Genomic DNA, 25,084 nt, shown 5'->3' with positions numbered 1-25,084 from the left:
GGGCGCCGGTAACAGGGGACTGTCGCCCTCGATCAGGGAGTCTCTTCGTGCAACCCAGAACCAAGGTGGGCCTCGCCGCTGTCGCGACGACCATCTGCGCGACCATCGCGCTGACCGTCGGGCCGGCCAACGCCGTCACCCTCTCCGCTCCAGAGGTCGCGACCGCGGCCTCACCGACCCCCACGGCGACGCCGAGCACCTCCGCGACCGCGTCGCCGAGCGCTACGCCGTCGTCCAGCACGACCGCGTCACCGAGTGCAGCTCCGACCACGGCGCCATCCGCGTCGACGCCATCCGCGTCGACGGAGGACACCACGACGGACCCGACGCTCGCCGAGCAGAACGCCGCCGGCAACCACGAGATGGGATCGACGATCCCGAAGGAGGCGGCGACCGTCACGCGGCCACTCCTCCGCGCAGCCGTCGCGCAGGGCTCCGTCCCCGGGATCCCGGGCATCGACATCAGCGCCTGGCAGACGGGTGTCAACTGGCAGTCGGTCGCGAACTCCGGGACGAAGTTCGCGTACATCAAGGCCTCCGAGTCGACGACGTACACGAGCTCGCAGTTCAGCCAGCAGTACCAGGGCTCGTACAAGGTCGGCATGATCCGTGGCGCCTACCACTTCGCGGTCCCGAACAAGTCGAGCGGGGCGACGCAGGCGAACTTCTTCATGAACAACGGTGGCGGCTGGTCGGGAGACGGCCAGACGCTCCCCCCGCTGCTCGACATCGAGTACAACCCGTACTCCGGCTCGGACGGCACGAACACCTGCTACGGCCTGTCGCAGGGTGCGATGGTGCAGTGGATCAGTGACTTCTCGAACACCATGAAGGCCCGGACCGGCATCTGGCCGGCGATCTACACCACGACCGACTGGTGGCGGACCTGCACCGGGAACAACGCGGCCTTCGGGTCGAACCCGTTGTTCATCGCGCGGTACCCCGCCGCGCTGTCCTCGGGCGCCGGCACGCTGCCCGCCGCGTGGTCGAAGTACGCGCTGTGGCAGTACAGCTCCAGCGGGAGCGTCCCCGGCATCGGGGGGAACGTCGACCTCGACACGTTCAACGGGACCGCGAACGGTCTGAGCCAGCTCGCGAGGACCGGCAACGCGGAGTCGGCCACGGTCACCCCCGCGCCACCCGCGACCCCACCCGTGCTGCCGAACGCCACGACATCGCTCTCCGCGGTCGGCACGTTCTACGGCGGGCAGCAGCTCGCATCGTCGAACAAGCAGTACACGATGAACATGCAGGCCGACGGCAACCTCGTGGTCTACGGCAACGGGCGTGCGCTGTGGTCCACCGGCACCAGCCGGAACCCGGGCTCGACGGTCGTCATGCAGGCGGACGGCAACTTCGTCCTCTACAACGCGTCCGGCCGCGCGCTGTGGTCGAGCGGGACCAGTCGGAGCGGTGCGACCAAGGTCAGCATCCAGGACGACGGCGATCTCGCGATCACGGCCGACTCCTCGGTGAAGTGGCACAGTGGCGCGCCGGGTGCCGACTCCGCGGTCCCGGGCACGAAGTTCATCGCGGGCCAGTACCTGCACTCGCCGAACGGCGCGAAGCGCGTGGTGCTGCAGTCCGACGGCAACTTCGTCCTCTACAGCGGTGACCGGGCGATCTGGTCCACCGGGACGTCGCGAACGGGCTCCGGAGCTCGCATCGACCTGCAGACCGACGGGAACGTCGTGCTGTACAACGCGTCGAACACCGCGATCTGGTCGACCGGGACGAGCCGTTCCGCCGCGAACCGACTGGTGGTGCAGAACGACGGGAACATGGTGCTCTACCGCGGGGCCGTCGCCATCTGGAGCACCGGGACGAGCAACCGGTAGCAGGACGACGACACGAGGACCTCCGCCACCCTTCGGGGACGGCGGGGGTCCTCGTGTCGTCCGGGTGCGGAACCGGCCGGGGCCAGCGCGGTCGGGCACCGGGCGGGGTCAGCCCGGTCGGCGGTCAGCCCGCTCGGCGGTCAGCTCGGTCGGGCCCCGGAGCCTCGGCGTCGCACGACGCGGCCGACGACCAGCACGGCGACGACGACCGCGGCGAGCACCGCCTCGACCACCAGGAAGCGCAACGTGTAGTCGAACGGCAGCACCGTCGGGTTCTTGACGCCGTGGTGCTTCGCCGCGATCTCGGGGAGCACGGTCACCGCGAGGACGGCACCGAGGACGATCGCCGCCTGCACGACGACGAGCATCCAGGTCCGCACGGTTCGGCCGGTCCGCCGGAGCGTGATGCCGACCAGCACGATGAACGGCGACAGGATCGCGTCGTGCAGGACCACCGCTCCGAGGAGCCAGGTCGCGAGTCCCCAGATCCGGTTCGGCTTGAGCGTCGTCACCATCGTGTACGCGCCGAACGCCAGGACGAGCACGCCGAGCCAGACGAGGACGATGCGGGCGACCCGGACCCGACGGTCGACGGCCGACGGCGACTCCGCGGCGGTCACGAGATCACCTCGATGCTCGCGAGCCACTTGGTCTGCAGCACACCGGGGCGCCCGGGCGCGATGATGCGCGCCGGGTACCCGTGGTCGATGTCGAGGTCCGAGCCGTTCAGCTCGAGGGCGATGAGGGTCGTCGGGTCGGACGTGTACTCGGGCCCCATGTCCATGATCCGGTAGCCGCCGTGCTGCTCGAGGCTGGTGACCCGGACCCGCGACGCGGGCGGCGCTCCGACGAGACCGACGACGTCGCGCATCCGAACGCCACGCCAGGACCCCATCTGGCTCCAGCCCTCGACGCACGAGATCGGCAGGTCGGCGTCCACCAGGCCCATCGCGCGGAGGTCGTCGCGTGAGAACCGCTTGCGGATCCCGTTGCCCGCGATCGTGAGGCCCCAGTCATCGGCCATCGCGGTCTCGAGGACCCCGGCGGCCTTCGCGGTCCGGTTCACCGGGAGGTCGTTCGGCCCGATCCCACGCTGACGGGGACCGAACACGTTGAACGGCACGCCGAGCGTGTTGGACTGCCCGACCGTCAGCACGACGACACCGGCGACCGCGGCTCCGATCCCCGCGAAGAACCCGCGTCGCGCCAGTCGCTGGCGACGTCCGACGCGCACGGGGTCGGGAGCGGGGTCACTGACCGGGAGGTGCTCGACGCCCTCGGAGACCGGCGCGTCCGCGATCCAGTCCTCGCCGGTGACGTCGGGCGCGGACGCACGCTCGTCGTCCGCCAGCCGGGAGGCCCGCGCCGCGTCCGCCCGCTCGGCCTGCGTCTCGACCTGGGTCGCGTCCGCGGCCCCGTCCATCCACCGCATCACGCGGCCGGTGAGCCCGCGGGGTGCACGCGCATCGTCGGCCAGGACCGGGGCGACGAGCTCGCTGCCGACCGTCCGGTCCTCGACGAACCGACCGTCGGTGTCGTAGGAGTCACGCTTCCGCCAGTAGCGCGCGATGATCCGCAGCTTCACCCCGATGTGGATGGCGAGCGAGCCGATGAGCACGTACGAGAGGGCGTAGTGCGTCTGCTTGAAGGGGAACGGCCACGGGTACCACTGGTAGGTGTTCACGAGACCGGTCATCACCTGGACGATCGCCGCGGACACGAACACCGCGATGGAGGCCCGCTCGAGCAGGTGCAGCAGGCCGCGGACGGGCGGGTCCTGCGCCAGTGCCGGCATGACGGTGTTGAGCTTGCCGAGGAGCAGCGGGATGATCGCGATGCCGGCCGTGATGTGCAGGCCCTGGGTGAGCTGGTAGAGCTGCGTGGGGCGTGTCGGGAAGTGCATCCACGGCAGCGGCTCCTGCAGGAAGTGGCTGTAGAGACCGGTCCCGAAGCAGACCACGAAGGCGAGCCCGAGCAGTCGTCCGAGGACCACGGCCGAGCGCGCGTTGCGGTTCGGCGAGGCCAGTCCTCGCCGGACGTCGTTCAGGAGCCGGTGCACGAGGTTCATGGAACCATGCCGAGCGGCCACCGGGCCGTGAGGACACCGATCGTGATGGCATCGACGCCGGACGACGCGACGCCGCCCGGTAGCCTCGACGGACCATGCCCTCGCAGCCCGCCGTCGTCCGTCGCGCCACCGGACCCGGTCTCCGTGATCGCTCCCGGACGTGGACCATCGTGGCCGCCGTGGGCGTGCTGGTGCTCGCGGCGGTCGTCGCGTTCGGTGTGACGCATCTCGGCTACCTCCGTTCGGGTCATCGACATGCATTCGTCACGTGGACCCTGATCGCTTGGGTGGTGTTCGTCCTGGCGGTGCTCGCGCTCCGGTTCGTGCCCCGCCGACAGGCCACGTGGCTGGTCGTCGCGGGTGCCGTCGTCCTCGGGCTCGCGGCGATGGTCGGGCAGCCGAACACGAGCTCGGACTCCGCCCGGTACGCCTGGGACGGCATCGTGCAGCTCCACGGCATCTCCCCGTACGCACACACCCCCGGCGCCCACGCCCTGGCCGGGATCCGCCCGGACTGGCTGTTCGGAAGTCCGACCGCGCACGTCGTCCCGCAGTTCGACGGCCCGACCTACTGCCCCGGGGACCGGATCCAGACCGGGCGCGACACCCTCACGAACCACCGGCTGTGCACCCCGATCAACCGGCCGGACGTGCCGACGATCTACCCGCCGATGGCCGAGCTCTGGTTCGCGCTGGTCCGGAGCGTCGTGCCGGTGACCGCGACGTACTGGCCGATGCAGCTCGCCGGGCTCGTCGTCTCGCTCGGCGTCACACTCGGGCTGCTCGCCGTCCTCCGTCGCTCCGGGCGCTCCCCGTGGTGGGCGGCGCTCTGGGCGTGGTGCCCGCTCGTGCTGTCCGAGGCGGTGACGAACTCGCACGTCGACGTCATCGGTGCCGCCCTGGCGACGGCCGGGGCGGTGCTCGTGGCGTACGGCAGACCGATCTGGGGCGGGATCGCCCTGGGGGCCGCGACGAGCTCGAAGCTGATCCCCGCGATCGCGTTCCCGGCGTTGCTCGGGCGTGCGCGCGGATGGCTCGCAGCGCTCGTCGGCGTCGTCGTGTTCGCGGTGCTGTACGTGCCGTACGTCGTCTCGACGGGGCCCGAGGTGCTCGGCTACCTGCCCGGCTACCTCACCGAGGAGGGCTATGAGGACGGCTCCCGGTACGCCCTCGTGTCGCTCGTCACCTCGGGGACGGCTGCGACGGTGGTCGTCGGCGTCGTCGTGCTCGTGGCCGCCGTGCTCGCGTGGCGGCTCGCCGATCCCGCTCGTCCCTGGAGCGCCCAGGTGCTGATGATCGGCGTGACCTTCCTCGCCGTCACCCCGCGCTACCCCTGGTACGCACTGCTCATGATCCCCTTCGTGGTGCTGTCCGGCCGGTGGGAGTGGATGGCGCTCGGGCTCGCGATCACCGTGCGTCAGATGTGGCCGAACACCGACGCGTACCGGTGGTGGCTCCTCGGTGCGATCATCGTCATCGTCGTCGTGACGCTGGTCCGCACACCCCGCTCGGAGTGGCGGCGTTGGGCGAACCTGCTGGTGGGCCGACGTATCCTCGCTCCATGAGCATCGACCTCGGCATGCCCCGCCGTGGCATCGGGAACGGGACGATCGGGGCGGACGCGATCCGTCCCTCCAGTCCGCCTCCCGGCTCCGCCGGACCAGCCGGTTCCGGACGGTCTGGAGGCCCTGCTCCCGTTCCCGACGGCGGCCCCCGTCCCGACGTACCGGGCCTGGTCGACCGGTTCGGCCGCCGCGGGATCGACCTCCGCGTCTCGCTCACCGAGCGCTGCAACCTCCGCTGCACGTACTGCATGCCCGCCGAGGGGCTGCCGGTCGGGCCGGCGGATGCCATGATGACCGCCGACGAGATCGCGCGCCTCGTCCGGATCGGCGTGCGCGACCTCGGTGTCCGCAAGGTGCGGTTCACCGGCGGTGAGCCGCTGCTCCGCGCGGACCTCGTCGACATCGTCCGCGCGTGCGCTGCGCTTCCGGACCGGCCCGAGCTCTCCCTCACGACGAACGCGATCGGTCTCGCATCCCGGGCGCAGACGCTCGCCGACGCCGGCCTCGACCGGATCAACGTCTCGCTCGACACCATCGACCCCGACACCTTCGCGACGATGACGCGGCGACCGTTCCTCGACCGGGTCCTGGCGGGGGTCGTCGCCGCGCACGAGACGGGGATGTTCGTCAAGGTGAACGCCGTGCTCCTCCGCGGGGAGAACGACCACCAGGCGGCCTCGCTGTTGGCGTGGTGTCTGTCGCGCGGGTACGAGCTGCGGTTCATCGAGCAGATGCCCCTCGACGCCGGACACAGCTGGGACCGGTCGACGATGGTGACGGCTGCCGAGACACGGGCGCTCCTCGGCGAGCGGTTCGTGCTGCGGCCGCACCCTGCTCCTCGGGACGGGGCGCCCGCCGAGCGGTACGACGTGTTCGTGCGCGGCGCCGGTGTCGCCGGTGTCGCTGGTGTGGCCGATGTGGCTGGCGGTCCGGCGACCGGGGCATCGCTCGGGACCGTCGGGATCATCGCCAGCGTCACCGAGTCGTTCTGCGCCGACTGCACCCGGACCAGGTTGACGGCCGACGGCCACGTCCGGAGCTGCCTGTTCTCCGACGAGGAGACGTCCCTGCTCGACGCCGCGCGAGCGGGCGCGTCCGACGACGAGCTGGCTGACGTCTGGCGGCGGGCGATGTGGGCGAAGCCGCGGGACCACGGCACGGACCACGACGGGATCGTCCAGCCGGCGCGCTCGATGTCCGCGATCGGGGGATGACGTGACCACGATGCGGTTCTTCGCGGCGGCCCGGGCGGCGGTCGGGGTGTCGTCCATGTCGGTGCCGGTGTCGTCGACGTCGGTGCCGGGCGGGGCGGTCACCCTCGGCTCGGCGCTCGGTGCGGTGGTCGCTGCGGACCCCGCGCGCTGGGAGTCCCTGCAGGAGCGGTGCTCGTACCTCGTCGACGGGGTCACGACGCGCGATCGTTCGGCATCGTTGGTGGGCGTCGAGCTCGTCGACGTGATGCCGCCCTTCGCCGGGGGCTGAGGGGCGAAGGGCTGGTGGCGGGCAGGGCATCCTCACTCACCCCACCGATTCGGGACATCCGGACAGTGAACGGACGCGGCCGGATGTCCCGAAGTGGTGTGTCCTGACGCGGATCGGTCACTCGGGCGGCCCGAACGAGAGCCAGCGCTCCTCGATCCGGTAGCCGAGGCGCTCGTTCATCCGGATGCTCCCGGCGTTCACCTGGGCCCCGCCCGTGCCGAACACCCGCGCACCGTCCTCGGCGAGCGCGATGATCGACGCAGCCTTCACCGCGACGGCCAGTCCCTGCCGCCGGTGATCGCGCCGCACCGACGTGAAGTCCGTCTCGGCGCGGTCGTCCCCTGGCCGGGCGACGGTCACCGCGACGAGCTCACCGCCGCGCACGGCACCGAACACCCGCGCCCCGCTGGTCCAGAGCGCACGGACGTCGTCCTCGGTCCGCTCCGGCACCGAGGTCGCCGGTCCCGCCGGGTAGTCGTCGTGCGTTGCGCGTTCGAGATCCATGACGGCTGCAGCCCACTCCGGCCCGAGCTCACGGACGTCGTACCCGAGCGGTGTCGCCGCACGCACTGCCGCGCGGGCTGCCCCGAGGTCCGGCGGGTCGGCGAGCCGCATCCGCGCACCCCATGACTCCGCGACGACCCGCCACCCTGCGGCGGCGAGGTCGGCCGCTCGCGGATCGGTGGACTGGACGGTTTCGTGTTCCCCGGGCACGGGTCCACTATGGCAGCGCGTGACCTCGGCCACCGACGGGCAGCACGGCCGGACCGCCGACGTGTTCGGGACACGCGAGCAACGAACGACCGCGTCCCGATGTCCCGAACCGGTCTGTGGGAGCCGCACCGCGCCTCCAGACCGAACAGGCCGAGCCGTCACGCCGCGCGGGTCGCGCCGGCGAGACGGTCACCTCATCGGCCGGGAGGCCCACGGTCACCACGGCGCCGACCCTCGCGTCCGCCACCTGCACCGCACGCACGGTCGCATCGACCACGAACTCCCCCGCGACCACCCGGACCAGACCGTCGCGGGGCTCGAGCCGGTCGACGGTGCGGGCGACACGCGTCCACCCCTCCCCCGGACCAGCGTCGGACCGGATCAGCCGCGCGGCCGTCGGGTGGTACGCCGCGATCGCCGAGCTCCCCGGGGCGGCGTCGACCTCGGCAGCCGCCACGAGGGTGCCGTCGGCGAGCCGGATGCCCGACGGATCCGCAGTCCCTCGGAGCAGTGCGAGCCCGGAGAATGCCGCACCGAACCCGCTCCTCGGCCGCCGCAGAACGGTGTCGACCGGTCCCGCCTCGACGATGCGCCCGCCCTCGAGCACCACCACCCGATCCGCCAGCTTCATCGCCTCGAGCGGGTCGTGCGTCACGAGCAGCGCGCTCCGTCCGACGAGCACCTCCGCGATCGCCGCACGGACCTCGGTCTGCGCCGCGACGTCGAGTGCCGACGTCGGTTCGTCGAGGAGCAGGAGTGCGGGGTCCGTCGCCACCGCCCGGGCGATCGCGACCCGCTGCGCCTGCCCGCCCGAGAGCGTGCTCGGGCGCCGGTGAGCGAGGTGATCCGCACCGACCGCGACGAGCCCCTCGTGCGCCCTGGTGCGGGACGACGACCGCGAGGACCCCGAGGCACGCGGACCGTACGCCACGTTGTCGAGGACGGACAGGTGCGGGAAGAGCGACGGCTCCTGACCGACCATGCCGATCCGGCGGCTGTACGAGGAGACCCGGACCCGTCCGTCCGCGAACACCGTCCGCCCGGCGAGCGCGATCTCGCCGGCGTCCGGTCGGACGAGTCCCGCGACGACGTCGACGACCGTGGACTTGCCGGCACCGTTCGGACCGATGAGCGCGACGGTCTCGCCCTGCTCGATCTCCAGGTCGACGTCGAGACCACGAGCCACGAGGACGAACCGGATGCGACCTGCGGCGCTCACGCCAGGGCCTCCCGCCGCCAGCGCACCGACGACGAGCCGATGACGAGGATCGCGACCACGACGAGGACGAGCGCCAGGGCGACCGCCGTGTCCGGATCGATCTCCCGCTGCAGGTAGATCTCGAGCGGCAGGGTCCGCGTGACGCCCTCGAGACTGCCGGCGAACGTCAGCGTCGCACCGAACTCGCCGAGCGCCCTCGCGAAGCAGAGCACGAGCCCGGACACGATCCCCGGCAGGACCCGCGGTGCGGTCACGGTCAGGAACACCCGCGTCGGCCCGGCTCCGAGCGTCGCGGCGACCCGCTCGTACCGCCCGCCGGAGACCCGGAGTGCCCCCTCGATCGCGGTGACGAGGAACGGCATCGCGACGAACGTCTGGGCGATGACCACGGCGGTGGTCGTGAACGCGATGCGGACACCGTGGTCGGCGAGGAACGACCCGACCGGCCCGATCCGTCCGAACGCCGCGAGGAGCGCGAGCCCACCGACGACCGGCGGCAGCACGAGGGGCAGCAGCACCACGGCACGGAGCACCCCGATCCACCTGGCTGTCGACCGGGCGAACACGACCGCGAGCGGGAACCCCAGAACGAAGGACGCCCCGGTCGCCGCGGCAGCCGTCCCGACGCTCAGCCCGAGCGCCGTCAGCGAGGACCGCGAGGTCACGAGCGCACCGAACGACGCCCAGTGCACGTTGCCGATCATCGCGAGCACCGGGACGACGACGAACAGGCCGCCGAGCACCGCCGGGACGGGCAGCCACCACGGGAGCGCCGGCCGGACCACGCTGGTCCGCTGGCCACCCCGGGCTACCCCGGCAGGTGACGTCACGGCTTCTGGAAGCCCGCCGCCCGGAGCACCTTCTGCCCGGCCGACGACCGGACGTACGACATGAAGGCCGCGGCGAGCGTCGGGTTCTGGCTCTCCTTGAGCACACCGATCGGGTAGGTGTTCACGGCCTCGTCGCTCTCCGGGAACCGCACGCCGTCGACCTTGCCGGCGGCGCCCTGCACATCGGTCACGTAGACGAGCCCGGCGTCGGCCTGCCCGGACTCCACCTTGCCGAGGACGTCGGTGACGGACTGCTCCTCGCTCACGGGCGTGAGCGTCGTGCCCGTGGCGGTCTCGACCTCCTGCGTCGCGGCACCGCACGGCACCGGGGCAGCGCACACGACGACCTGGAGGTCCGAGCCGGCGAGGTCGTCGAAGCTCGTCACCTTCTTCGGGTTGCCGGGGGCCACGGCGATCTCGAGGACGTTCTTCGCGAAGTCCTGCGGCGAACCGGACGCCAGGTCGGTGCTGGCGAGCTTGGCCATGTTCGCCTCGTCCGCGGCGGCGAACACGTCGGCGGGGGCTCCGGCCTGGATCTGCGTGACGAGGTCGCTCGACCCAGCGAAGGAGAACGTGATCGTCGTCCCGGGATGCGCCGCTTCGTACCGCGTGCCGAGCTCCGTGAAGGTCTGCTGGAGCGACGCCGCCGCGAACACCGTGATGTCCCCGGTCGGACCGGCCGAGCGCGACGACGACGCGGAGCCGGACGACGACGCGTCGGCGGACGAGGACGACGAGCCGTTCGAGGAGCAGCCGGCGAGCGCGAGCACGGCGACGACCGCAGTGCCGATCGCGACGAGTGGACGGCTGGTGCAGATCATTCGGTTCCCTCGTGCTCTGGTTCGACGACCGGTGCGGCCCCGGCGGCCTCGACGGGTGCGGCCTCGACGACCACCATCGTCGCCTTGACGACCGCGACGGCGACGGACCCGACCTCGAGCCCGAGGTCACGCACCGCCTCGGCGCTCATCAGCGACACGACGCGGTGCGGCCCGCACTGCAGCTCGACCTGCGCCATCACCCGGTCGGCGACGACGTCGGTGACGATCCCGACGAACCGGTTCCGCGCCGAGCTGTGCACCGCCGAGGCCGGGTCGGCCAGCTGCGTGGCCCGCTCCTTGCCGTACTCGGCGAGCTCGCGGCCGTCGACGACCGCACGTCCGGCGTCGTCGGCGAACCGTGTGAACGTGCCGCCGTCGACGAGTCGTCGGACGGTGTCGTCGCTCACGCCGAGGTAGGTGGCTGCATCGCGGATCCGCAGTTGCGTCATGATGTGATCACCCTATCCGCATCTGCGGCGCAACAGGGACCTCGATCAAGGCGTGACGAGCGGCCGGTCCTCGCGGATCCAGGCCGCGACACCGCCGTCGAGCACCTGCACGTCGCGCCCGGCACCGGCACCGAGCGCCCAGGCGTCGGCTCGTGGCCCCCGTGCGCAGTAGACGACGACCGGCACACCGTCCGGCAACTCCGCGGGGGTCACGCTGCCGGCGATCACACCGTCGGCGCGCTCCGCGTCGGTGCGCACGTCGACGACCGCCAGTGGCGCGCCGGACGCGAGCCGTGCCTCCAGTCCGGCGGGCGACAGCCGCGGTGCGGCAGGAACGGCCTGGAGGCGCGGCGGGCGTCGCGACGTCGGCCCGCGTCGCAGGGCACTCTCGACGAACGTCCACGTGGCGGCGTCCACCGTCAGGACGCGGCCGAGCAGCGGTTCGCCGACACCGGTGACGAGCGCCACGACCTGCGCCGCCATCACCCCGCCGACCACGGTGCAGAGTGCCGGGAGCACGCCGTCGACGGCGCACGAGCCGTCATCGAGGAACGGGTCCGGGTGCAGGTCGTGGAAGTCCACCGCTCCGGACGGGGCGGCGTCCCAGAACACCGCGACCTGACCGTCCGTCGCGAGGGCGGATCCCCACACGAACGGGATCCCGGCATCGGCGCAGGCGTCGGAGACGGCACGGGTCACGGCGACACCGTCGGCGGCGTCCACCACGACGTCGTGGCCGGCGACGAGCTCGGCGGCGTTGTCCGCGTCGAGGGCGGTGACGTCCGCCCTGACGTCGAGTTCGGGGTCCACGAGCCGGGCACGGGCCGCGGCGACCCCGGCCTTCGGGGCACCGACGTCCTCGGACGTGAAGAGCGTCTGCCTCGCGAGGTTCGACGCGTCCACCACGTCCGGGTCGACCACCGTCAGGCGCGCGAGCCCGCTCCCGGCGAGCAGCGCCACGACGGGTGCCCCGAGTCCCCCGGCGCCCACCACGAGCACGCGGGTCGCGGCGAGACGGCGGAGACCCGGCTCCCCGACGCCGCGGAGTGCAGCGGTGCGCGATCCGAGTCGCCGCCGCGCAGCGGAGAGTGCCGGCGCGGGTTCGACGAGCGGCTCCATCCCGTCACCATAGCCACCGAGCATCCCTCTGTATGGACGTCCGCTCCGAAGAACAGGGTGTGGATTCTCAGCGAGCAGTGCCGTCGCGGGAGAGCATCTGCCCAGATCCGGTGCGTAGCCTCCGTCCCGTGAGTTCTCCGCACACCGACAGCATCAGCGTCCAGCGCCCGTCGCGCGCCGGGTCGTCGTTGCGTGCGCTCACGGGCTCGTCGGTGCGCGAGACCGTCGTCGCCGTCGCGACCACCGCCGTCCGCGTCCCGGAGATCACGGTCGGCGCGCTCGCGTTCCTCGTCTCGGCGGTCTTCGCCTGGGTCCCCTCGCTCTGGTACGACGAGGGTGCCACCGTCACCAGTGCGACGAGGTCCTGGGCGGCACTCTGGGCGGAACTCCAGCACGTCGACGCGGTCCACGGCCTCTACTACGCGCTCATGCACGCCTGGTTCTGGCTCGTCGGGTACACCCCGTTCACACTCCGCCTGCCGAGCGCACTCGCCGTCGGGGTCGCCGCCGGGCTCGTCGTCGCGGTCGGACGCCGGATCGGTGGCACCCGGCTCGGTGTCGTCAGCGGCATCGCCTTCCTCGTGCTCCCGCGCGTCGTCTGGGCCGGCGGCGAAGGACGCCCGTACGCCACGATCACCACGCTGTCCGTCGCCCTGACCCTCGTCGGGCTCACCGCCGTCCGACGCACCCGCGGCGGGGTCCCGTGGTCGCGAGCGGGCCTCGGCTGGTGGATCGGCTACGGCGCCGTCGCGGCCGTCGCGGTGACCTTCAACGTCTACCTGGCGCTCGTCGTCGTGGCGCACGGTGTCGCACTCGTGTGGACGCTCCTCGCGCAGCGCGCCGCAGCAGGGCGTGCCGACCGGGCGGCCGACGTCGGCGGAGCAGCGCTCGGCCGGGGCACCGTGGGTGGTCTGGTCGATCCGCCACTCGTCAGCTGGCGGGTCAGTCGCGGCTGGCTCGTCGCCGGTGTCGTCGCAGCGGTCCTCGTCGTCCCGGTCGTCGTCCTCGTGATGCGGCAGTCCACGCAGGTCGCGTGGATCGGCGCTGTCGGACCCGGTACGGTCCGCCAGGTCTTCCGGACCGCCTGGTTCGGCGGCTCCACCCTCTTCGCGACCGTCGCGTGGCTCTGCATGGTGCTCGCGGTCGTCCTGGTGCTCCGTGCCGCCCGGGGGGCCGCACCGACCGCCCGGGAGCTCCTGCGGGCCCAGGCGGTCCGTGTCGTCCTGCCGCTCGTCGTCGTGCCGACCGCGCTGCTCCTCATCGTCACGGCAGCCGGTGAGCACCTCTACTCCCCCAAGTACGCCACGCTGAGCCTGCCGTTCGTGGCGCTGCTCATCGGTCTCGCGCTGACCGCGATCCGGCCCAGGGTGACCCTCGCGATCGCGGTGCTCGCGCTGGTGGCCATCTCGATCCCGACCACCGTCGCCGTGAAGACCCCGCACTCCAAGCAGGACTCGCACTGGGCGAACGCCGCGGCGATCGTGGAACGGCAGCGCTCCCTCGCGCCCGATGCCGACGAGGGTGTCGTGTTCGGGAGTGTCTGGCAGCACCCGTCGACGACGACGCAGATCATCCGCGACACCTACCCGACGGCCTTCGCCGGGATGACGGACCTCGCGGCGACGACCTCCGGCGCTCAGACCGGGCAGCTCTGGGACACGAACGGCGACATCACGACGACGGTGCCCTCGCGACTGGGCGACATCGACACCGTCTGGTACCTCGGCGCGAAGTCCCGCAGCATCCGGCACGAGCTCACGACGACACTCGAGGCCGAGGGGTTCACGGAGTCGCACGAGTGGATGGCGGGCACCACCGTCGTCAGCGAGTACACCCGGGCACCGCGGTAGCCCGTCGCCGAGCCGGCTGGTTCGAACCGCGTGAGCAGGCGCAGGCGTCCGCTCAGCGCGGGACGACGCGGGCGCCGTGCACGGGGCCCGTCGCCCGCACCACCGTGAGTCCCATCGCGCTCAGGGCGACCTGCACGTCGAGCGCCGCATCGGTGTCCGTCACGAGGAAGGCCACCGTCGGCCCACTCCCGGACACGATGCCCGCGAGCGCACCGGCCCGCTCCCCGAGCTCCAGGGTCGCGGCGAGGTCCGGCTGCAGGTGCATCGCCGGGGCCTGCAGGTCGTTGTGCAGGCACTCCGCGAGGAGTTCCGGATCGCCGGCGCGGATGGCCTGGAGCACGTTCGCCTCGACGTAGGGCAGGTCGCGGACGGGTGCGATGTCCGTCCGGTGCCGATCGCGGTGCTCGTCGAGGGCGGTGTACACGGCCGGCGTGGAGAGTCCGTAGTCCGAGAACACCAGCACCCAGGAGAACTGCCCCTGCGCGAGTGCCGGGCTGAGTTCGTCCCCGCGTCCGGTCCCGATCGCGGTGCCCCCGGCGAACGCGAACGGCACGTCGGCGCCGAGTCCCGCCGCGAGTCGCAGGAGCTCGTCGCGACCGAGTGCCGTGCCCCAGAGCGTGTCCACGGCGAGCAGGGTGGCCGCCGCGTCCGCGGACCCGCCGCCCATCCCCCCGGCGACCGGCACCTGCTTCTCGATGGTGAGCTTCACGCCGCCGGTGTACCCGGAGGCCGCTGCCACCGCGCGGGCGGCTCGGAGTGCGAGGTTCGAGTCGTCGACCGGCACGTCCGAGGTGTCGATCGGCCCGGTGAACCGGACGGAGAAGTCCTCGGCGTGCTCGGCCACGACGTCCTCGTACAGGGACACCGCCTGGTACGCCGTGGCGACGTCGTGGTAGCCGTCGGGCTGCAGCGCACCGACGGAGAGGTAGACGTTGATCTTGCCCGGGGCGCGGGTCCGCACCTTGGTCTCCGCTGCGGGCAACGTCATGGACCAAACCTATAACGGCTGGAATGCACGTTCCCCGCCGGGTGCCCGCGGACACTTTCGTGGGAAAGCGACGGACGGGGCCGGAACCGCGAGCGGATCGGTCGCTTTCGCAGGGAAACGACCGATCCCGCCGGAGGCCCCGCCGCCCGGCTCAGCCGTCCGACGACCCCGCCACCGCGAGACCCCGCTCGAGGTCCGCCAGCACGTCGTCGATGTGCTCGAGGCCGATCGACAGCCGCACGAGCCCCGGGCCGATCCCCGCCGCCGCCCGCGCCTCCGGCGTCATCTGCACGTGGGTCGTGGACGCCGGGTGCACGACGAGCGACCGGACGTCCCCGATGTTCGACACGTGGTCGAACAGCTCGAGCGCTCCGACGAACCGTCGTCCGGCCTCGATCCCGCCGGCGATCTCGAACGCCAGGACGCTCGACGGACCCTTCGGCACGTACCGCTGCGCCCGCTCGTACCAGGGGCTCGACGGCAGCCCGGCGTAGGACACCGAGAGCACGTCCTCACGGGCCTCGAGCCAGGCGGCCACCGCCTGCGCGTTCTCGACGTGCCGGTCCATCCGGAGCGACAGCGTCTGGATGCCCTGCAGGACGAGGAAGGCGTTGAACGGGGCGATCGCCGGCCCCAGGTCCGCCGCGAGCTTGGTCCGCGTCCGCATGATGAAGGCCCGGTTGCCGAACCGCTCGGCGAAGTTCGTCCCCGCGAACCCGGACTCGATCGTCGTCAGCTGCGGGTACTCGTGCGTGTGCGCCGCCCAGTCGAACGTCCCGCCGTCCACCAGCAGCCCGGCGATGGTCGACCCGTGCCCGGCGAGGTACTTCGTCGCGGAGTGCACGACGATGTCCGCACCGTGCTCGAACGGTCGCACGAGGTACGGCGTCGCGATGGTGTTGTCGACGATGAGCGGGACGCCGGCCTCGTGCGCCACGTCGGCGACCCCGCGGAAGTCGAGGACGTCACCGCGCGGGTTCGGGATCGACTCCCCGTAGAGCGCCCTCGTCGACGGTCGGATCGCGTCGCGCCAGGCGTCGAGGTCGTCCGGGTCCTGCACGAACGTGAACGCGATCCCGAGGTCGGTCAGCGTCGACGCGAAGAGCGTGTAGGTCGCGCCGTAGAGCGATGCCGATGCGACGATGTGGTCGCCGGCACGGGCGAGCCCGAGGATCGCGAGGGTCGTGGCCGCCTGACCGGATGCCGTCGCGAGCGCCCCGACCCCGCCCTCGAGGTCAGCGATCCGCCGCTCGAGCGCCGCGGCCGTCGGGTTGTTCACCCGCGAGTAGGTGTGCCCGGGGGTGTCGAGCATGAACCGCGCGGCGGCGTCCTCGCTCGACGGGTAGACGTAGGCCGCGGTCTGCGCGATCGGCGGGACGTTCGCCCCGAACCCGGGGTCCTCCGAGAACCCGGCGCGGATCTGCCGCGTCTCGAACCGCCAGCCGACGTCACCGGACGCGGGACGGGCCTCCAGTCCGGCATCGTCCGGATCCGGACTGGAGGCGCGGGTCGCGTCCGTCTCGTCGGTCACGCGAGCGGCCCGGTCCCGTCGCGGAGCAGCGGGATGACCTGGGAACCGAAGCGCTCCATCTCCTCGAGCTGCGGTGAGAACTGCAGGAGCAGGGTGTCGACCCCGGCGTCCTCGAACTCCCGGACACGCGCGGCGACCTGCTCCGGTGTGCCGACGAACCCGGGGCGGAGGCCGCGGTTCGACACCGAGTAGTCCTCGAGGCTCGGCACGCGCTCGAGCTGCGACTTCGAGATGAAGTCCTGGTACGACTCGTACGCCGCGCCGTGCTGCACGTCCGTGATGCGGGCGAGCTCGGCCTGGGCCTCCTCCTCGGTGTCGCGGACGATCGCGTACGCGGCCATGCCGAACGCCTCGAACGGTGGCAGACCCGCGTCGACCCGGCGCTGCCGCATCTCGGCGATCTTCGTGCGGAGCTCCTCGACCGTCCCACCGTGCGTCACGTAGGCGTCGGCGTACTCGGTGATGCTCGCCTTGCCGGCCTCCGACTCGCCGCCCGCGTAGATCCGGGGCTGCACACGGGGCTTCGGCTCGAGGTGCGCGTTCTCGATCGCGTAGTACTCCCCCGAGAAGGAGTACGGGGTCTCGGCCCAGAGGCCCTTCATGATCGCGACGAACTCGGCCGTCCGACGGTACCGGTCGTCGTGCTCGGAGAAGATCCCGCCGTACTGACGCGCCTCTTCCGCCCACCAGGCGCTCACGACGTTGAACGTGAAGCGCCCGCCGGAGATGTCGTCGATCGTCGCCGCCTGCTTCGCCGTCACCGCCGGCAGGTGGTACCCCGGACGCATGGCCGCCATGATCTCGAGCTTGTCGGTGGTCGCCGCGATCGCCGCCGCCAGGGCCCATGCCTCGAGGCTCGGCGCCGCGGTCCCCTTGATGTCGTTGAGGTTGAGCTCCGGGACGAGCGTCAGGTCGAACCCGATCTGCTCGGCCCGCTGCGCGAGCTGCTTGACGTAGTCGAAGGTGACGGGCATCTGCTCGTCGTCGACGTTGCGGAGCCAGCCGCCGAAGAGCGGGGTCCAGTATCCGAATCGCACGTGGGATCTTCCGGGTCGAGTTGCGTGGGTGGGTGCGTTCCGGACTGGAGGCGCGGTGCGGGCGTGCCCCGTGCCTCCAGTCCGGTGTGAGGTCGCGTCCTCGGTGGCCGCGGCCTTCGCGGTCGCGGCCTGTGAGGTCGCGGGCTAGGCGGTGAGGAGCGCCTGTTCGGCGGCCAGGAGGCCGCCGAGGTACTGCGCGATGGAGCGAGGACCCGAGACGGGGCTCGTCGCCTCGACCGCCGGGTTGTAGTTCGTGTTCGTGTTGATGTCGTACACGACGTGCCGGCCGTCGGTCGTCTCCATGAACTCGATGCCCGCGACGCCGATGCGGTTGTCGGCCAGGAAGGCCTCGAGGCGCTGGACGAGGGGGTGGCGCGCGGTGACGTCCTCGCGGATCGAGAACGGGTCCGCGTCTGCGTTCTGCTGACCGGGCGCGGCGGTCCCCTGCTGGCCGGGCGCGGCGGTCCCCTGCTGGCCGGGCGTCGGGACCTCGCAGGCGTCGGCGGGGCAGAGTTCGAAGCTGCCGGCGCTCGTGTCGACCCGGACGGCGTAGACGAAACGACCGCCGACGAACTCGATACGCGTGACGAACGGCTCGGTGGCGAGCAGGTAATCCTGCAGGAGCGTGATGCCGTCGACCGGCTCCTCGAACTCCGGGCTGTCGACGTACGCGGCGAGCTCCTCGACGGTGTCGAACTTCCGGACGCCGAGGCCCTTGCCGCCCTGGTTGTGCTTCGTGATGAACGGCTGACCGGGCGCCTCGGCGGTGAAACGCTCCGCGGCGCTCACGAGGTCACCCTTGCCGAACACGGCGGTCGTCCGCGGGACGTCGAACCCGGCGTTCCGGAGGAGTCCGTGCTGCGCGACCTTGCTCACCTCGAGCTCGAGGACGTGGGAGCCGTTGACCACCGTGCGCCCCGCCCGCTCCAGCCATCCGAGGACAGCGCGGGTGTACTCCTTGGCGTGCTCGTGCCCGCGGGTGTGCGCGCTGGCGGACATCCTGGACCAGTAGATGCCCGGCGCCGGGTCCGCGGCGAGGTCGATCGAGCCGGTGCTCGGCTGATCGTTGCCGTTGGTGCCCTCGGTGCCGCTGTCGGCCGTCAGCAGGATCTCCCCGACCGGGACGCTCTCGGCCTCGAAGGCGGCGGCGAGCGGGGGGAACCACTCGGGGTTCTCGTGGATGACGTACACGCGCGGAGTGCTCACCGCCCCAGCCTAGGCACGCGTCCTGTCGAGCGGAGTGGGGAGCCGTCACACGGTGCAACACGATGACAGATTTGTTTCTGAATGTAGAACTGGAGTTTCAGCTTTACGCTCCACACGTGCGTTTGATCTTCATCGACGAATCTGCCCGCGACGACGCCTTCTACTTCTTCGGAGCGCTGATGGCGGACGCTGACGCGACGCGTTCGATCGAGGCCGGGCTCAACCGTGTCGCAGAGCTGGTCGCGGCCGACGTGCCGGGGTTCGACACAGCGACCGAGTTCCACGCCGTCGACATGTTCCACGGCGAGCACGGCTGGAAGCGCGTGCCGGTCGGGTGGCGCGTGAAGGCGTGCACGCTCGTCGCCAAGATCATCGCCCGCTCAGGCGCGGTCTTCGTCTTCCGGGGTGTCGACCTCGAAGCGCTCCGACTCCGATACGGCCAGCACGCGCACCCGCCGCACTTGCTCACGCTCGCACAGCTCCTCGAGGCGGTGAACGGTCGGCTCGGGTCGATCGACCGTCCCGATCAGCTCGGACTCGTGCTCGCCGACGAACATCATTCGGCTGCAGGTGCCCGAAGGAGCCTGAGGAACTTCAAGGTGGAGAGTGCTCCGGGATGGACGAAGCGTCCACTGGACCGGATTGCGGACACGATCTACTTCGGGCCGTCGCACGAGAGTCGTATGCTGCAGGCAGCCGACTTCGCGACGTACTTCCTGAACCGATCTCGCACCGTACCTGAGCGGGATCCTCGTTCTGCTGCTGCGGTCGCCCGGATAGCTGGCCTCGTCCGGAGCGTGACGATCGCGGAGTACGTCTGGTGTCCGACAAACACAACGCCCCGCTCGAGGCGGGGCGTTGGCTAGGTGCGGGAGGCTCGAAGCGTCCTGCACAGGAGACCATACCGGTCCGAGTCGCCCGTAGGAATCGCGAGCGCGAGGTGGTGCGGGTCAGGGTGTGAACGCCTGCTGACCGACCACACCCAGCAGGGCGAGCTTCTCCGCATCCGACGACCCGGGCGGCGCCGTGAAGAGCAACAGTGTCTGCGCGCGGTTCTCGGTGAGGAGCACCTGACAGTCGACCTCGATCCGGCCGAGCTCCGGGTGCACGAACGTCTTGTGGTCGCTCCATCGGCTCGCGACCTCGTGCAGTGCCCACGTCGCGACGAACTCCTCGCTCGTCCGCTCGAGCGCCGCCACGAGGTCGACGGCACGGCGATCCCCAGGGCCGGCCGCACCGACTGCCGCGCGGAGGGTGGCCACCTGCACGCGCTGCAGGTGCTCGTGCTCCTCGGGTGCGTAGCGGGCACGCTCCGACGGGTCGGTGAACCACCGCCAGACCTGCGACCGGGCCGGGCCGGTGAGCCCCGCCGTCGAACCGAGCAGCGCGATCGCGAGCCGGTTCTCGACCAGCGTCTCGCCGAGGTCGCTCACGATGATCGACGGGGTGTCCTCGAGTCGGTCGAGCACCCGGAGGAGTGCCGGTGCGACGTGCTCGTCGCGCCGGACCCGGATCGGGGCATTGTGCCCGGCGATGCGGAAGAGATGGTCGCGCTCGTCGAGGGAGACACGGAGCGCCCGCGCGATCGCTGCGACCATCTGTTCGGACGGCTGGGGGCCCCGCTGCTGTTCGAGCCGCGTGTAGTAGTCGACGCTCATCCCGGCGAGGGCGGCGACCTCCTCGCGGCGGAGGCCGGGCGTCCGGCGGCGGGCACCCTCGCCGAGCCCGACGTCCTCGGGACGGAGGAGTTCGCGGCGACGGCGCAGGAAGTCGGCGAGTGCAGGTCGGTCCACACCACGATCATCGTCTGTCCGAGCCCCAGGAGCCAGGGATCGCCGGTCCCCCGATCGGCGCGCTCTCGTCGGGCACGGGGAGGGCGCGGAGGATCGGTGCCATGGACATCACCAACAGCACCGTCTTCATCCCCGGCGCGACCTCGGGCCTCGGCCTCGGTCTCGCCCTCCGCCTGCAGCAGGCCGGCAGCACCGTCGTGATCGGTGGCCGTCGCCAGCAGCTGCTCGACTCCCTCGCCGCCGAGCACGGCTTCGACACGGTGCTCCTCGACGTCGCGGACCCGGCGTCGATCACCGCCGCGGCCGCCACCGTCCTCGAGCGCCACCCTGACCTGGAAACCCTCGTCACGATGTCGGGGATCATGCGCGACGAGGACCTCCGGGACCCCGGGCACATCGATGACGCCGAGGCGACGATCACCACGAACCTGCTCGGCACCATCCGGCTCATCGACGCGTTCCTGTCGCACCTGCTCACCCGCCCCGCCGGAACCGTCATGACGGTGACGTCCGGGCTCGCGTACACACCCATGGCGGGTGTGCCGACGTACAACGCGACGAAGGCCGGCGTGCACGCGTACACCCTCTCGCTCCGCCAGCAGCTCGTCGGCTCGCCCGTCGAGGTCCTCGAGCTCGTCCCGCCGGCTGTCGCGACCGATCTGCGCGGCGCCGGGGTCGACTTCGGCGGGATGCCGCTGTCGGACTTCCTCGACGAAGTCATGTCGCTGCTCGAGGCCGGGGCGTCGCCCGAGATCCTCGTGCAGAACGTCCTGCCGCTCCGGTGGTCGGAGCGCGACGGCACGCAGGCGCACATCATGACGGCGATGGCCGGGCACTGAACCACGGCACGGCACGGCACGGCGTCGGTCGCGGCGGGGGCGCGGCGTGTTCAGAACACGTCCGTCCACCCCAAACACGTGTATCCCGGTGTTCGGGGCGGACGGCGGTGTTCAGAACACGCGGGCGGACGACGGTGGCCTCCGCAGCCAGCGCTCAGGCCGCGAGGACCGTCCGCCCGAGCCGCACGAAGTCGTCCGCGGAGAGCTGCTCACCACGGAACGTCGGGTCGATGCCTGCCGCAGTGAGCAGTTCGGCCGCGCGTGTGCTGCTGCCGAGTACCCCGGACAGACTCTGGCGGAGCATCTTGCGTCGCTGCTGGAACGCTCCGTCGACCAGGGCGAACACCTGGACGCGCAGGGCCTCGTCACCCGGCTGGTCGTGCCGCTCGAACCCGACGAGGACGCTGTCGACGTTCGGCACCGGCCAGAACACCTGCCGGCTGACCTGCCCGGCGATCCGCCACGACCCGTACCAGGCCGCCTTGACGCTCGGGGAACCGTAGACCTTGGACCCCGGGTCCGCGGCCAGTCGGTACCCGACCTCGGCCTGGACCATGACGAGCGACCGCTCGAGGGACGGGAACGTGGCGAGCAGGTGCAGCAGGACCGGGACCGAGATGTTGTACGGGAGGTTCGCCACGAGGTGCGTGGGCCGGCCCGCGTCCGGCGCGGGGTCGGGTGCGGACGCGACCCGTGCCTCCAGGCCGCCCGCAGGGCCGTCGCCGTCCGCCGGGCGGTCGCCGTCCGCAGCGCCGTCGCCATCCGCCGGGCCGCCGTCCGCAACGCTGCCGGCCAGGTCGGCCGGTCCGACGGTCATGGCGTCCTGCTGCACCACCCGCAACCGCGCCGCGGGCTGCAGGAGCCGCACCGTGTCGGGGAGCTGCGCAGCGAGACGGCGGTCGATCTCGACCGCCGTGACGTCCGCGCCGGTCTCGGTCAGTCCGAGCGTCAGCGACCCGAGCCCCGGCCCGATCTCGAGCACACGCGAGTCCGCGGTCACCCCAGCCGCCGCGACGATCCGACGCACCGTGTTCGCGTCGTGCACGAAGTTCTGTCCGAGCTTCTTGGTCGGGGTGACGTCGAGCCGCTCCGCGAGGTCCCGGATCTCTGCCGGACCGAGGAGCCGGCCGCGGCGGGGCTCGCCGGCCGGATCGCTCACTCGTCCACCGTCACCGGATCGCGGTCCCAGGCGCCGTAGACGGCCTCGGTGTTCGAGGAGATCTGCGCGGCGAGCATCGACGGGTCCGTGCCGATGGTCTCGGCCATCGAGCGGAGTGTCAACGGGATCAGGTAGGGCGCGTTCGGACGACCGCGGTACGGCGTCGGGGTGAGGTACGGCGCGTCCGTCTCGACCATGATCAGGTGCCGCGGTGCGACCTTGAGGGCCTCGCGGAGGGACGCGGCGTTCTTGAAGGACACGGTGCCGGCGAACGACATGTACCAGCCTCGCTCGGCGCAGAGCTGCGCGAGGTCCGGCCCTCCGGAGAAGCAGTGGAAGACGGTCCGCTCCGGTGCTCCGACCCGGAGCAGTGTCTCGACGACGACGTCGTGGGCGTCGCGGTCGTGGATCTGCAGCGCGAGGTCGTGCCGCTTGGCGATCTGGATGTGCGCCTCGAACGCGCGGACCTGGGCGTCGCGGCCCTCGGGTCCGGTCCGGAAGAAGTCGAGGCCGGTCTCGCCGATGGCGCGCACGCGGGGCAGGGCGGCGAGCTCGTCGATCCCGGCGAGGTGCTCGTCGAGGAGCCCCTGCGCCTCGAGCTCCGGGGTGTCGTTCGGGTGGATCGCGACGGCGGCGAGCACGCGCGGCTCGCGGGCAGCGATCTCGGCCGACCAGCGCGAGGTCGCGAGGTCGGTGCCGACCTGCACGACGCCGCGGACGCCGACGCTCGACGCGCGGTCGAGGTGCTCGTGGTAGTCGATGGCGTTCTCGCCGCCGTCGGCGATCTCCAGGTGGGTGTGGTTGTCGTAGACCGGCACCCGGAGCGCCTCGGGCAGCGGCGGGTAGGTCAGGTCACGGTGCTGTGCGCTGTCGTCGCTGCCACGAGCGCGCAGATGGGGGTCGGTCACGCCGTCGCCACGGCGGGCTGCTCGATCCGCGGGAAGAGCCCGCTCTCGAGGGGGACGACGTGGTCGGCACCGGCCCACTCGTAGGCGCGGTCGACCCGCTGCTCGGTGATCGAACCACCCGCGCCGATCGATGCCCAGAGCTTCTCGGTGGCCTTCGGCATGACCGGTGCCGACAGCACGGCGATGGTGCCGAGCCCACGGAGCGCGGTGACGAGCACGGTGCCGAGACGCTCGCGGTCCGCGGGGTCCTTGGCGAGCACCCACGGCTCCTGCTCGGTGATGTAGCCGTTCAGGGCGTCGACGAGCTCCCACACGGTGCTGATCGCGTCGTGCGGTGCGAAGGCCGCGACGGCTGCGTCGGCACGCTCGGTGACGGAGACGCCGAGGTCGTCGATCGCGCGGTCGAGGTCGGTCAGGGCACCCCGCTCGGGTACGGCGCCGTCGAAGTACCGACCGATCATCGCGACGATGCGGGAGGCGAGGTTGCCGAACCCGTTCGCGAGCTCGGCCTGGTACCTGGCGGAGATGTCCTCCCAGCTGAAGTTGCCGTCCTGGCCGAAGGTGATCGCGCGGAGGAAGTAGTACCGGAAGGCGTCCGAGCCGAACGTGTCGGTGATCTCCGAGGGCGCGATGCCCGTGAGCTTGGACTTCGACATCTTCTCGCCACCGACCAGCAGCCAGCCGTGCCCGAACACGCGCTTCGGGACCTCGAGCCCTGCGGCCATGAGCATGGCGGGCCAGATCACGGCATGGAAGCGGGCGATGTCCTTGCCGACGATGTGCACACTCGGCCAGCGACGACGGAACTGCTCGTCGTCGACGCCGTACCCGACGGCGGTGATGTAGTTCAGGAGCGCGTCGAACCAGACGTAGAGCACGTGGCCGGTGTCCCACGGGATCTTGATGCCCCAGTCGAAGCTCGACCGTGAGATCGACAGGTCCCTGAGGCCCTGCTTGACGAACGAGATGATCTCGTTGCGGACGCTCTCGGGCTGGATGAAGTCCGGGTTCGACTCGTACAGGTCCAGCAGGCGCTGCTCGAAGTCGGACATCCGGAAGAAGTAGTTGCGCTCGGACAGGACCTCGACCGGGATCGAGTGGATCGCGCAGACCTGCTCGCCCTCGTAGGCGCCGGTGCCCGCGACGAGGTCGCTCGGCTGCTTGTACTCCTCGCACCCCACGCAGTAGAAGCCCTCGAACTCCCCGGCGTAGATGTAGCCGTCGTCGTAGAGCTTCTGCAGGAACAGGGTGACGCCGCGCTCGTGGCGCTCGTCCGTGGTGCGGATGAAGTCGTCGTTGGCGATGTCGACCGTGTCGAGGAGCGGCTTCCACGCGTCGGCGACGAGCCGGTCGGCCCACTCCTTCGGGGAGACGTCGTGCGCCGACGCCGTCCGGAGGATCTTCTGGCCGTGCTCGTCCGTCCCCGTGAGCAGCCAGGTGTCGTCGGCCCGCTGGCGGTGCCAGCGCGCGAGGACGTCCGCCGCCACCTCCGTGTAGGCGTGCCCGATGTGGGGCACGTCGTTGACGTAGAAGATGGGCGTCGTGATCGAGAACGCGGAGCCGTCGGCCATGCGGACCATCCTACGGCGGCCTGCGGACCGGTTACGGACGGGGCCGGGAGGCTGTGGAGAACCGGCACCGCGCCTCCAGTCCGGTGGTTCCCCAGCC

General features: G+C 71.6%; 23 protein-coding genes. 7 read left to right on the top strand and 16 right to left on the bottom strand.

Going from position 1 to position 25,084, the window contains the following annotated elements:
* Positions 1–47 precede the first annotated feature (47 nt).
* A complete protein-coding gene (locus tag ASF23_RS18660) occupies positions 48–1,838 on the top strand; it encodes a GH25 family lysozyme (protein ID WP_156364409.1) in 1,791 nt (596 codons plus the stop codon).
* Between the two features lie 140 nt (positions 1,839–1,978).
* Here the strand turns inward: ASF23_RS18660 and ASF23_RS08840 are convergent, their stop codons facing one another.
* A complete protein-coding gene (locus ASF23_RS08840; protein ID WP_055951997.1) occupies positions 1,979–2,458 on the bottom strand; it encodes a hypothetical protein in 480 nt (159 codons plus the stop codon).
* The gene (locus tag ASF23_RS18825; protein ID WP_055951993.1) at positions 2,455–3,906 is read right to left on the bottom strand and encodes a molybdopterin-dependent oxidoreductase; all 1,452 of its coding nucleotides are present in this window, start codon (positions 3,904–3,906) and stop codon (positions 2,455–2,457) included. The genes ASF23_RS08840 and ASF23_RS18825 overlap by 4 nt, the downstream gene beginning before the upstream one ends.
* A 95-nt stretch (positions 3,907–4,001) precedes the next feature.
* On the opposite strand from ASF23_RS18825, the gene ASF23_RS08830 reads away from it, so the two are divergent.
* From ASF23_RS08830 to ASF23_RS08820, 3 genes are read left to right on the top strand one after another with little or no spacing between them, the layout of a single operon-like run.
* On the top strand, positions 4,002–5,471 hold the full coding sequence (locus tag ASF23_RS08830; protein WP_055951990.1) for a glycosyltransferase 87 family protein: 1,470 nt from the start codon (positions 4,002–4,004) through the stop codon (positions 5,469–5,471).
* Entirely contained in the window at positions 5,468–6,685 is a 1,218-nt protein-coding gene (gene moaA, locus ASF23_RS08825) for a GTP 3',8-cyclase MoaA (RefSeq protein WP_082473969.1), read from the top strand. The genes ASF23_RS08830 and moaA overlap by 4 nt, the downstream gene beginning before the upstream one ends.
* 10 nt (positions 6,686–6,695) lie before the next feature.
* A complete protein-coding gene (locus ASF23_RS08820; protein WP_156364458.1) occupies positions 6,696–6,953 on the top strand; it encodes a MoaD/ThiS family protein in 258 nt (85 codons plus the stop codon).
* A gap of 117 nt (positions 6,954–7,070) precedes the next feature.
* Here ASF23_RS08820 and ASF23_RS08815 read toward each other — a convergent pair whose 3' ends face one another.
* From ASF23_RS08815 to ASF23_RS08790, 6 genes are read right to left on the bottom strand one after another with little or no spacing between them, the layout of a single operon-like run.
* Entirely contained in the window at positions 7,071–7,667 is a 597-nt protein-coding gene (locus ASF23_RS08815) for a GNAT family N-acetyltransferase (protein ID WP_055951984.1), read from the bottom strand.
* Between the two features lie 7 nt (positions 7,668–7,674).
* Positions 7,675–8,886: an ABC transporter ATP-binding protein gene (locus tag ASF23_RS08810; protein WP_055951983.1), complete on the bottom strand. Its 1,212-nt coding sequence runs from the start codon at positions 8,884–8,886 to the stop codon at positions 7,675–7,677.
* The gene (locus ASF23_RS08805) at positions 8,883–9,671 is read right to left on the bottom strand and encodes an ABC transporter permease (protein ID WP_055951980.1); all 789 of its coding nucleotides are present in this window, start codon (positions 9,669–9,671) and stop codon (positions 8,883–8,885) included. Before ASF23_RS08805 ends, ASF23_RS08810 begins: the two co-directional genes overlap by 4 nt.
* Before the next feature lie 41 nt (positions 9,672–9,712).
* Positions 9,713–10,537, bottom strand: a complete 825-nt coding sequence (modA, locus tag ASF23_RS08800; protein ID WP_055951978.1) for a molybdate ABC transporter substrate-binding protein — start codon at positions 10,535–10,537, stop codon at positions 9,713–9,715.
* Entirely contained in the window at positions 10,534–10,986 is a 453-nt protein-coding gene (locus ASF23_RS08795; RefSeq protein ID WP_055951975.1) for a TOBE domain-containing protein, read from the bottom strand. Before ASF23_RS08795 ends, modA begins: the two co-directional genes overlap by 4 nt.
* A gap of 45 nt (positions 10,987–11,031) precedes the next feature.
* Positions 11,032–12,105: a ThiF family adenylyltransferase gene (locus tag ASF23_RS08790; RefSeq protein ID WP_055951973.1), complete on the bottom strand. Its 1,074-nt coding sequence runs from the start codon at positions 12,103–12,105 to the stop codon at positions 11,032–11,034.
* Positions 12,106–12,233: 128 nt separating this feature from the next.
* Here ASF23_RS08790 and ASF23_RS08785 point away from each other — a divergent pair, with 128 nt between their 5' ends.
* Complete coding sequence (locus ASF23_RS08785) at positions 12,234–13,955, top strand: glycosyltransferase family 39 protein (RefSeq protein ID WP_162236741.1); 1,722 nt, start codon at positions 12,234–12,236, stop codon at positions 13,953–13,955.
* A gap of 52 nt (positions 13,956–14,007) precedes the next feature.
* Here the strand turns inward: ASF23_RS08785 and ASF23_RS08780 are convergent, their stop codons facing one another.
* The 4 genes from ASF23_RS08780 to ASF23_RS08765 form a co-directional block, all read right to left on the bottom strand.
* Positions 14,008–14,943 carry a 4-(cytidine 5'-diphospho)-2-C-methyl-D-erythritol kinase gene (locus tag ASF23_RS08780; RefSeq protein WP_055951968.1) on the bottom strand — a complete coding sequence of 312 codons (936 nt, stop codon included), beginning with the start codon at positions 14,941–14,943 and terminating at the stop codon, positions 14,008–14,010.
* A gap of 151 nt (positions 14,944–15,094) precedes the next feature.
* On the bottom strand, positions 15,095–16,417 hold the full coding sequence (locus tag ASF23_RS08775) for an O-acetylhomoserine aminocarboxypropyltransferase/cysteine synthase family protein (RefSeq protein ID WP_055953087.1): 1,323 nt from the start codon (positions 16,415–16,417) through the stop codon (positions 15,095–15,097).
* 53 nt (positions 16,418–16,470) lie between these two features.
* Positions 16,471–17,511 carry an LLM class flavin-dependent oxidoreductase gene (locus tag ASF23_RS08770; protein WP_055951965.1) on the bottom strand — a complete coding sequence of 347 codons (1,041 nt, stop codon included), beginning with the start codon at positions 17,509–17,511 and terminating at the stop codon, positions 16,471–16,473.
* Between the two features lie 144 nt (positions 17,512–17,655).
* Positions 17,656–18,717: an ATP-grasp domain-containing protein gene (locus ASF23_RS08765; protein WP_055951962.1), complete on the bottom strand. Its 1,062-nt coding sequence runs from the start codon at positions 18,715–18,717 to the stop codon at positions 17,656–17,658.
* Between the two features lie 62 nt (positions 18,718–18,779).
* Between ASF23_RS08765 and ASF23_RS08760 the strand changes: the two genes are divergently transcribed.
* Positions 18,780–19,583, top strand: a complete 804-nt coding sequence (locus tag ASF23_RS08760) for a DUF3800 domain-containing protein (protein ID WP_156364403.1) — start codon at positions 18,780–18,782, stop codon at positions 19,581–19,583.
* A gap of 84 nt (positions 19,584–19,667) precedes the next feature.
* On the opposite strand, the gene ASF23_RS08755 is transcribed toward ASF23_RS08760, so the two are convergent.
* Positions 19,668–20,510, bottom strand: coding sequence for a helix-turn-helix transcriptional regulator (locus ASF23_RS08755; RefSeq protein ID WP_055951956.1), 843 nt, complete (start codon positions 20,508–20,510; stop codon positions 19,668–19,670).
* 101 nt (positions 20,511–20,611) lie between these two features.
* Here ASF23_RS08755 and ASF23_RS08750 point away from each other — a divergent pair, with 101 nt between their 5' ends.
* Positions 20,612–21,349 carry an SDR family oxidoreductase gene (locus tag ASF23_RS08750; protein WP_055951953.1) on the top strand — a complete coding sequence of 246 codons (738 nt, stop codon included), beginning with the start codon at positions 20,612–20,614 and terminating at the stop codon, positions 21,347–21,349.
* A gap of 154 nt (positions 21,350–21,503) precedes the next feature.
* On the opposite strand, the gene ASF23_RS08745 is transcribed toward ASF23_RS08750, so the two are convergent.
* From ASF23_RS08745 to metG, 3 genes are read right to left on the bottom strand one after another with little or no spacing between them, the layout of a single operon-like run.
* On the bottom strand, positions 21,504–22,508 hold the full coding sequence (locus tag ASF23_RS08745; RefSeq protein ID WP_055951952.1) for a ribosomal RNA small subunit methyltransferase A: 1,005 nt from the start codon (positions 22,506–22,508) through the stop codon (positions 21,504–21,506).
* Positions 22,505–23,416 carry a TatD family hydrolase gene (locus ASF23_RS08740; protein ID WP_055951949.1) on the bottom strand — a complete coding sequence of 304 codons (912 nt, stop codon included), beginning with the start codon at positions 23,414–23,416 and terminating at the stop codon, positions 22,505–22,507. The genes ASF23_RS08745 and ASF23_RS08740 overlap by 4 nt, the downstream gene beginning before the upstream one ends.
* Positions 23,413–24,987 (bottom strand): methionine--tRNA ligase, encoded by a 1,575-nt coding sequence (metG, locus tag ASF23_RS08735; protein ID WP_055951947.1) that lies wholly within the window; start codon positions 24,985–24,987, stop codon positions 23,413–23,415. The genes ASF23_RS08740 and metG overlap by 4 nt, the downstream gene beginning before the upstream one ends.
* Between the last annotated feature and the right edge of the window lie 97 nt (positions 24,988–25,084).

It is taken from the genome of Curtobacterium sp. Leaf261 (assembly GCF_001422205.1).
Taxonomy (GTDB): Bacteria; Actinomycetota; Actinomycetes; order Actinomycetales; family Microbacteriaceae; genus Curtobacterium.
Note: the sequence above shows the minus strand (reverse complement) of the source record. Positions and strands in the feature narration are given on the sequence as shown.

Coding starts and splice junctions, on each gene's coding strand:
- metG (WP_055951947.1), bottom strand. CDS start 24,987: ATGGCCGACGGCTCCGCGTTCTCGATCACGACGCCCATCTTCTACGTC.
- ASF23_RS08820 (WP_156364458.1), top strand. CDS start 6,696: ATGCGGTTCTTCGCGGCGGCCCGGGCGGCGGTCGGGGTGTCGTCCATG.
- ASF23_RS08790 (WP_055951973.1), bottom strand. CDS start 12,105: ATGGAGCCGCTCGTCGAACCCGCGCCGGCACTCTCCGCTGCGCGGCGG.
- ASF23_RS08760 (WP_156364403.1), top strand. CDS start 18,780: ATGACAGATTTGTTTCTGAATGTAGAACTGGAGTTTCAGCTTTACGCT.
- ASF23_RS08795 (WP_055951975.1), bottom strand. CDS start 10,986: ATGACGCAACTGCGGATCCGCGATGCAGCCACCTACCTCGGCGTGAGC.
- ASF23_RS08750 (WP_055951953.1), top strand. CDS start 20,612: ATGGACATCACCAACAGCACCGTCTTCATCCCCGGCGCGACCTCGGGC.
- modA (WP_055951978.1), bottom strand. CDS start 10,537: ATGATCTGCACCAGCCGTCCACTCGTCGCGATCGGCACTGCGGTCGTC.
- ASF23_RS08780 (WP_055951968.1), bottom strand. CDS start 14,943: ATGACGTTGCCCGCAGCGGAGACCAAGGTGCGGACCCGCGCCCCGGGC.
- moaA (WP_082473969.1), top strand. CDS start 5,468: ATGAGCATCGACCTCGGCATGCCCCGCCGTGGCATCGGGAACGGGACG.
- ASF23_RS18825 (WP_055951993.1), bottom strand. CDS start 3,906: ATGAACCTCGTGCACCGGCTCCTGAACGACGTCCGGCGAGGACTGGCC.
- ASF23_RS08830 (WP_055951990.1), top strand. CDS start 4,002: ATGCCCTCGCAGCCCGCCGTCGTCCGTCGCGCCACCGGACCCGGTCTC.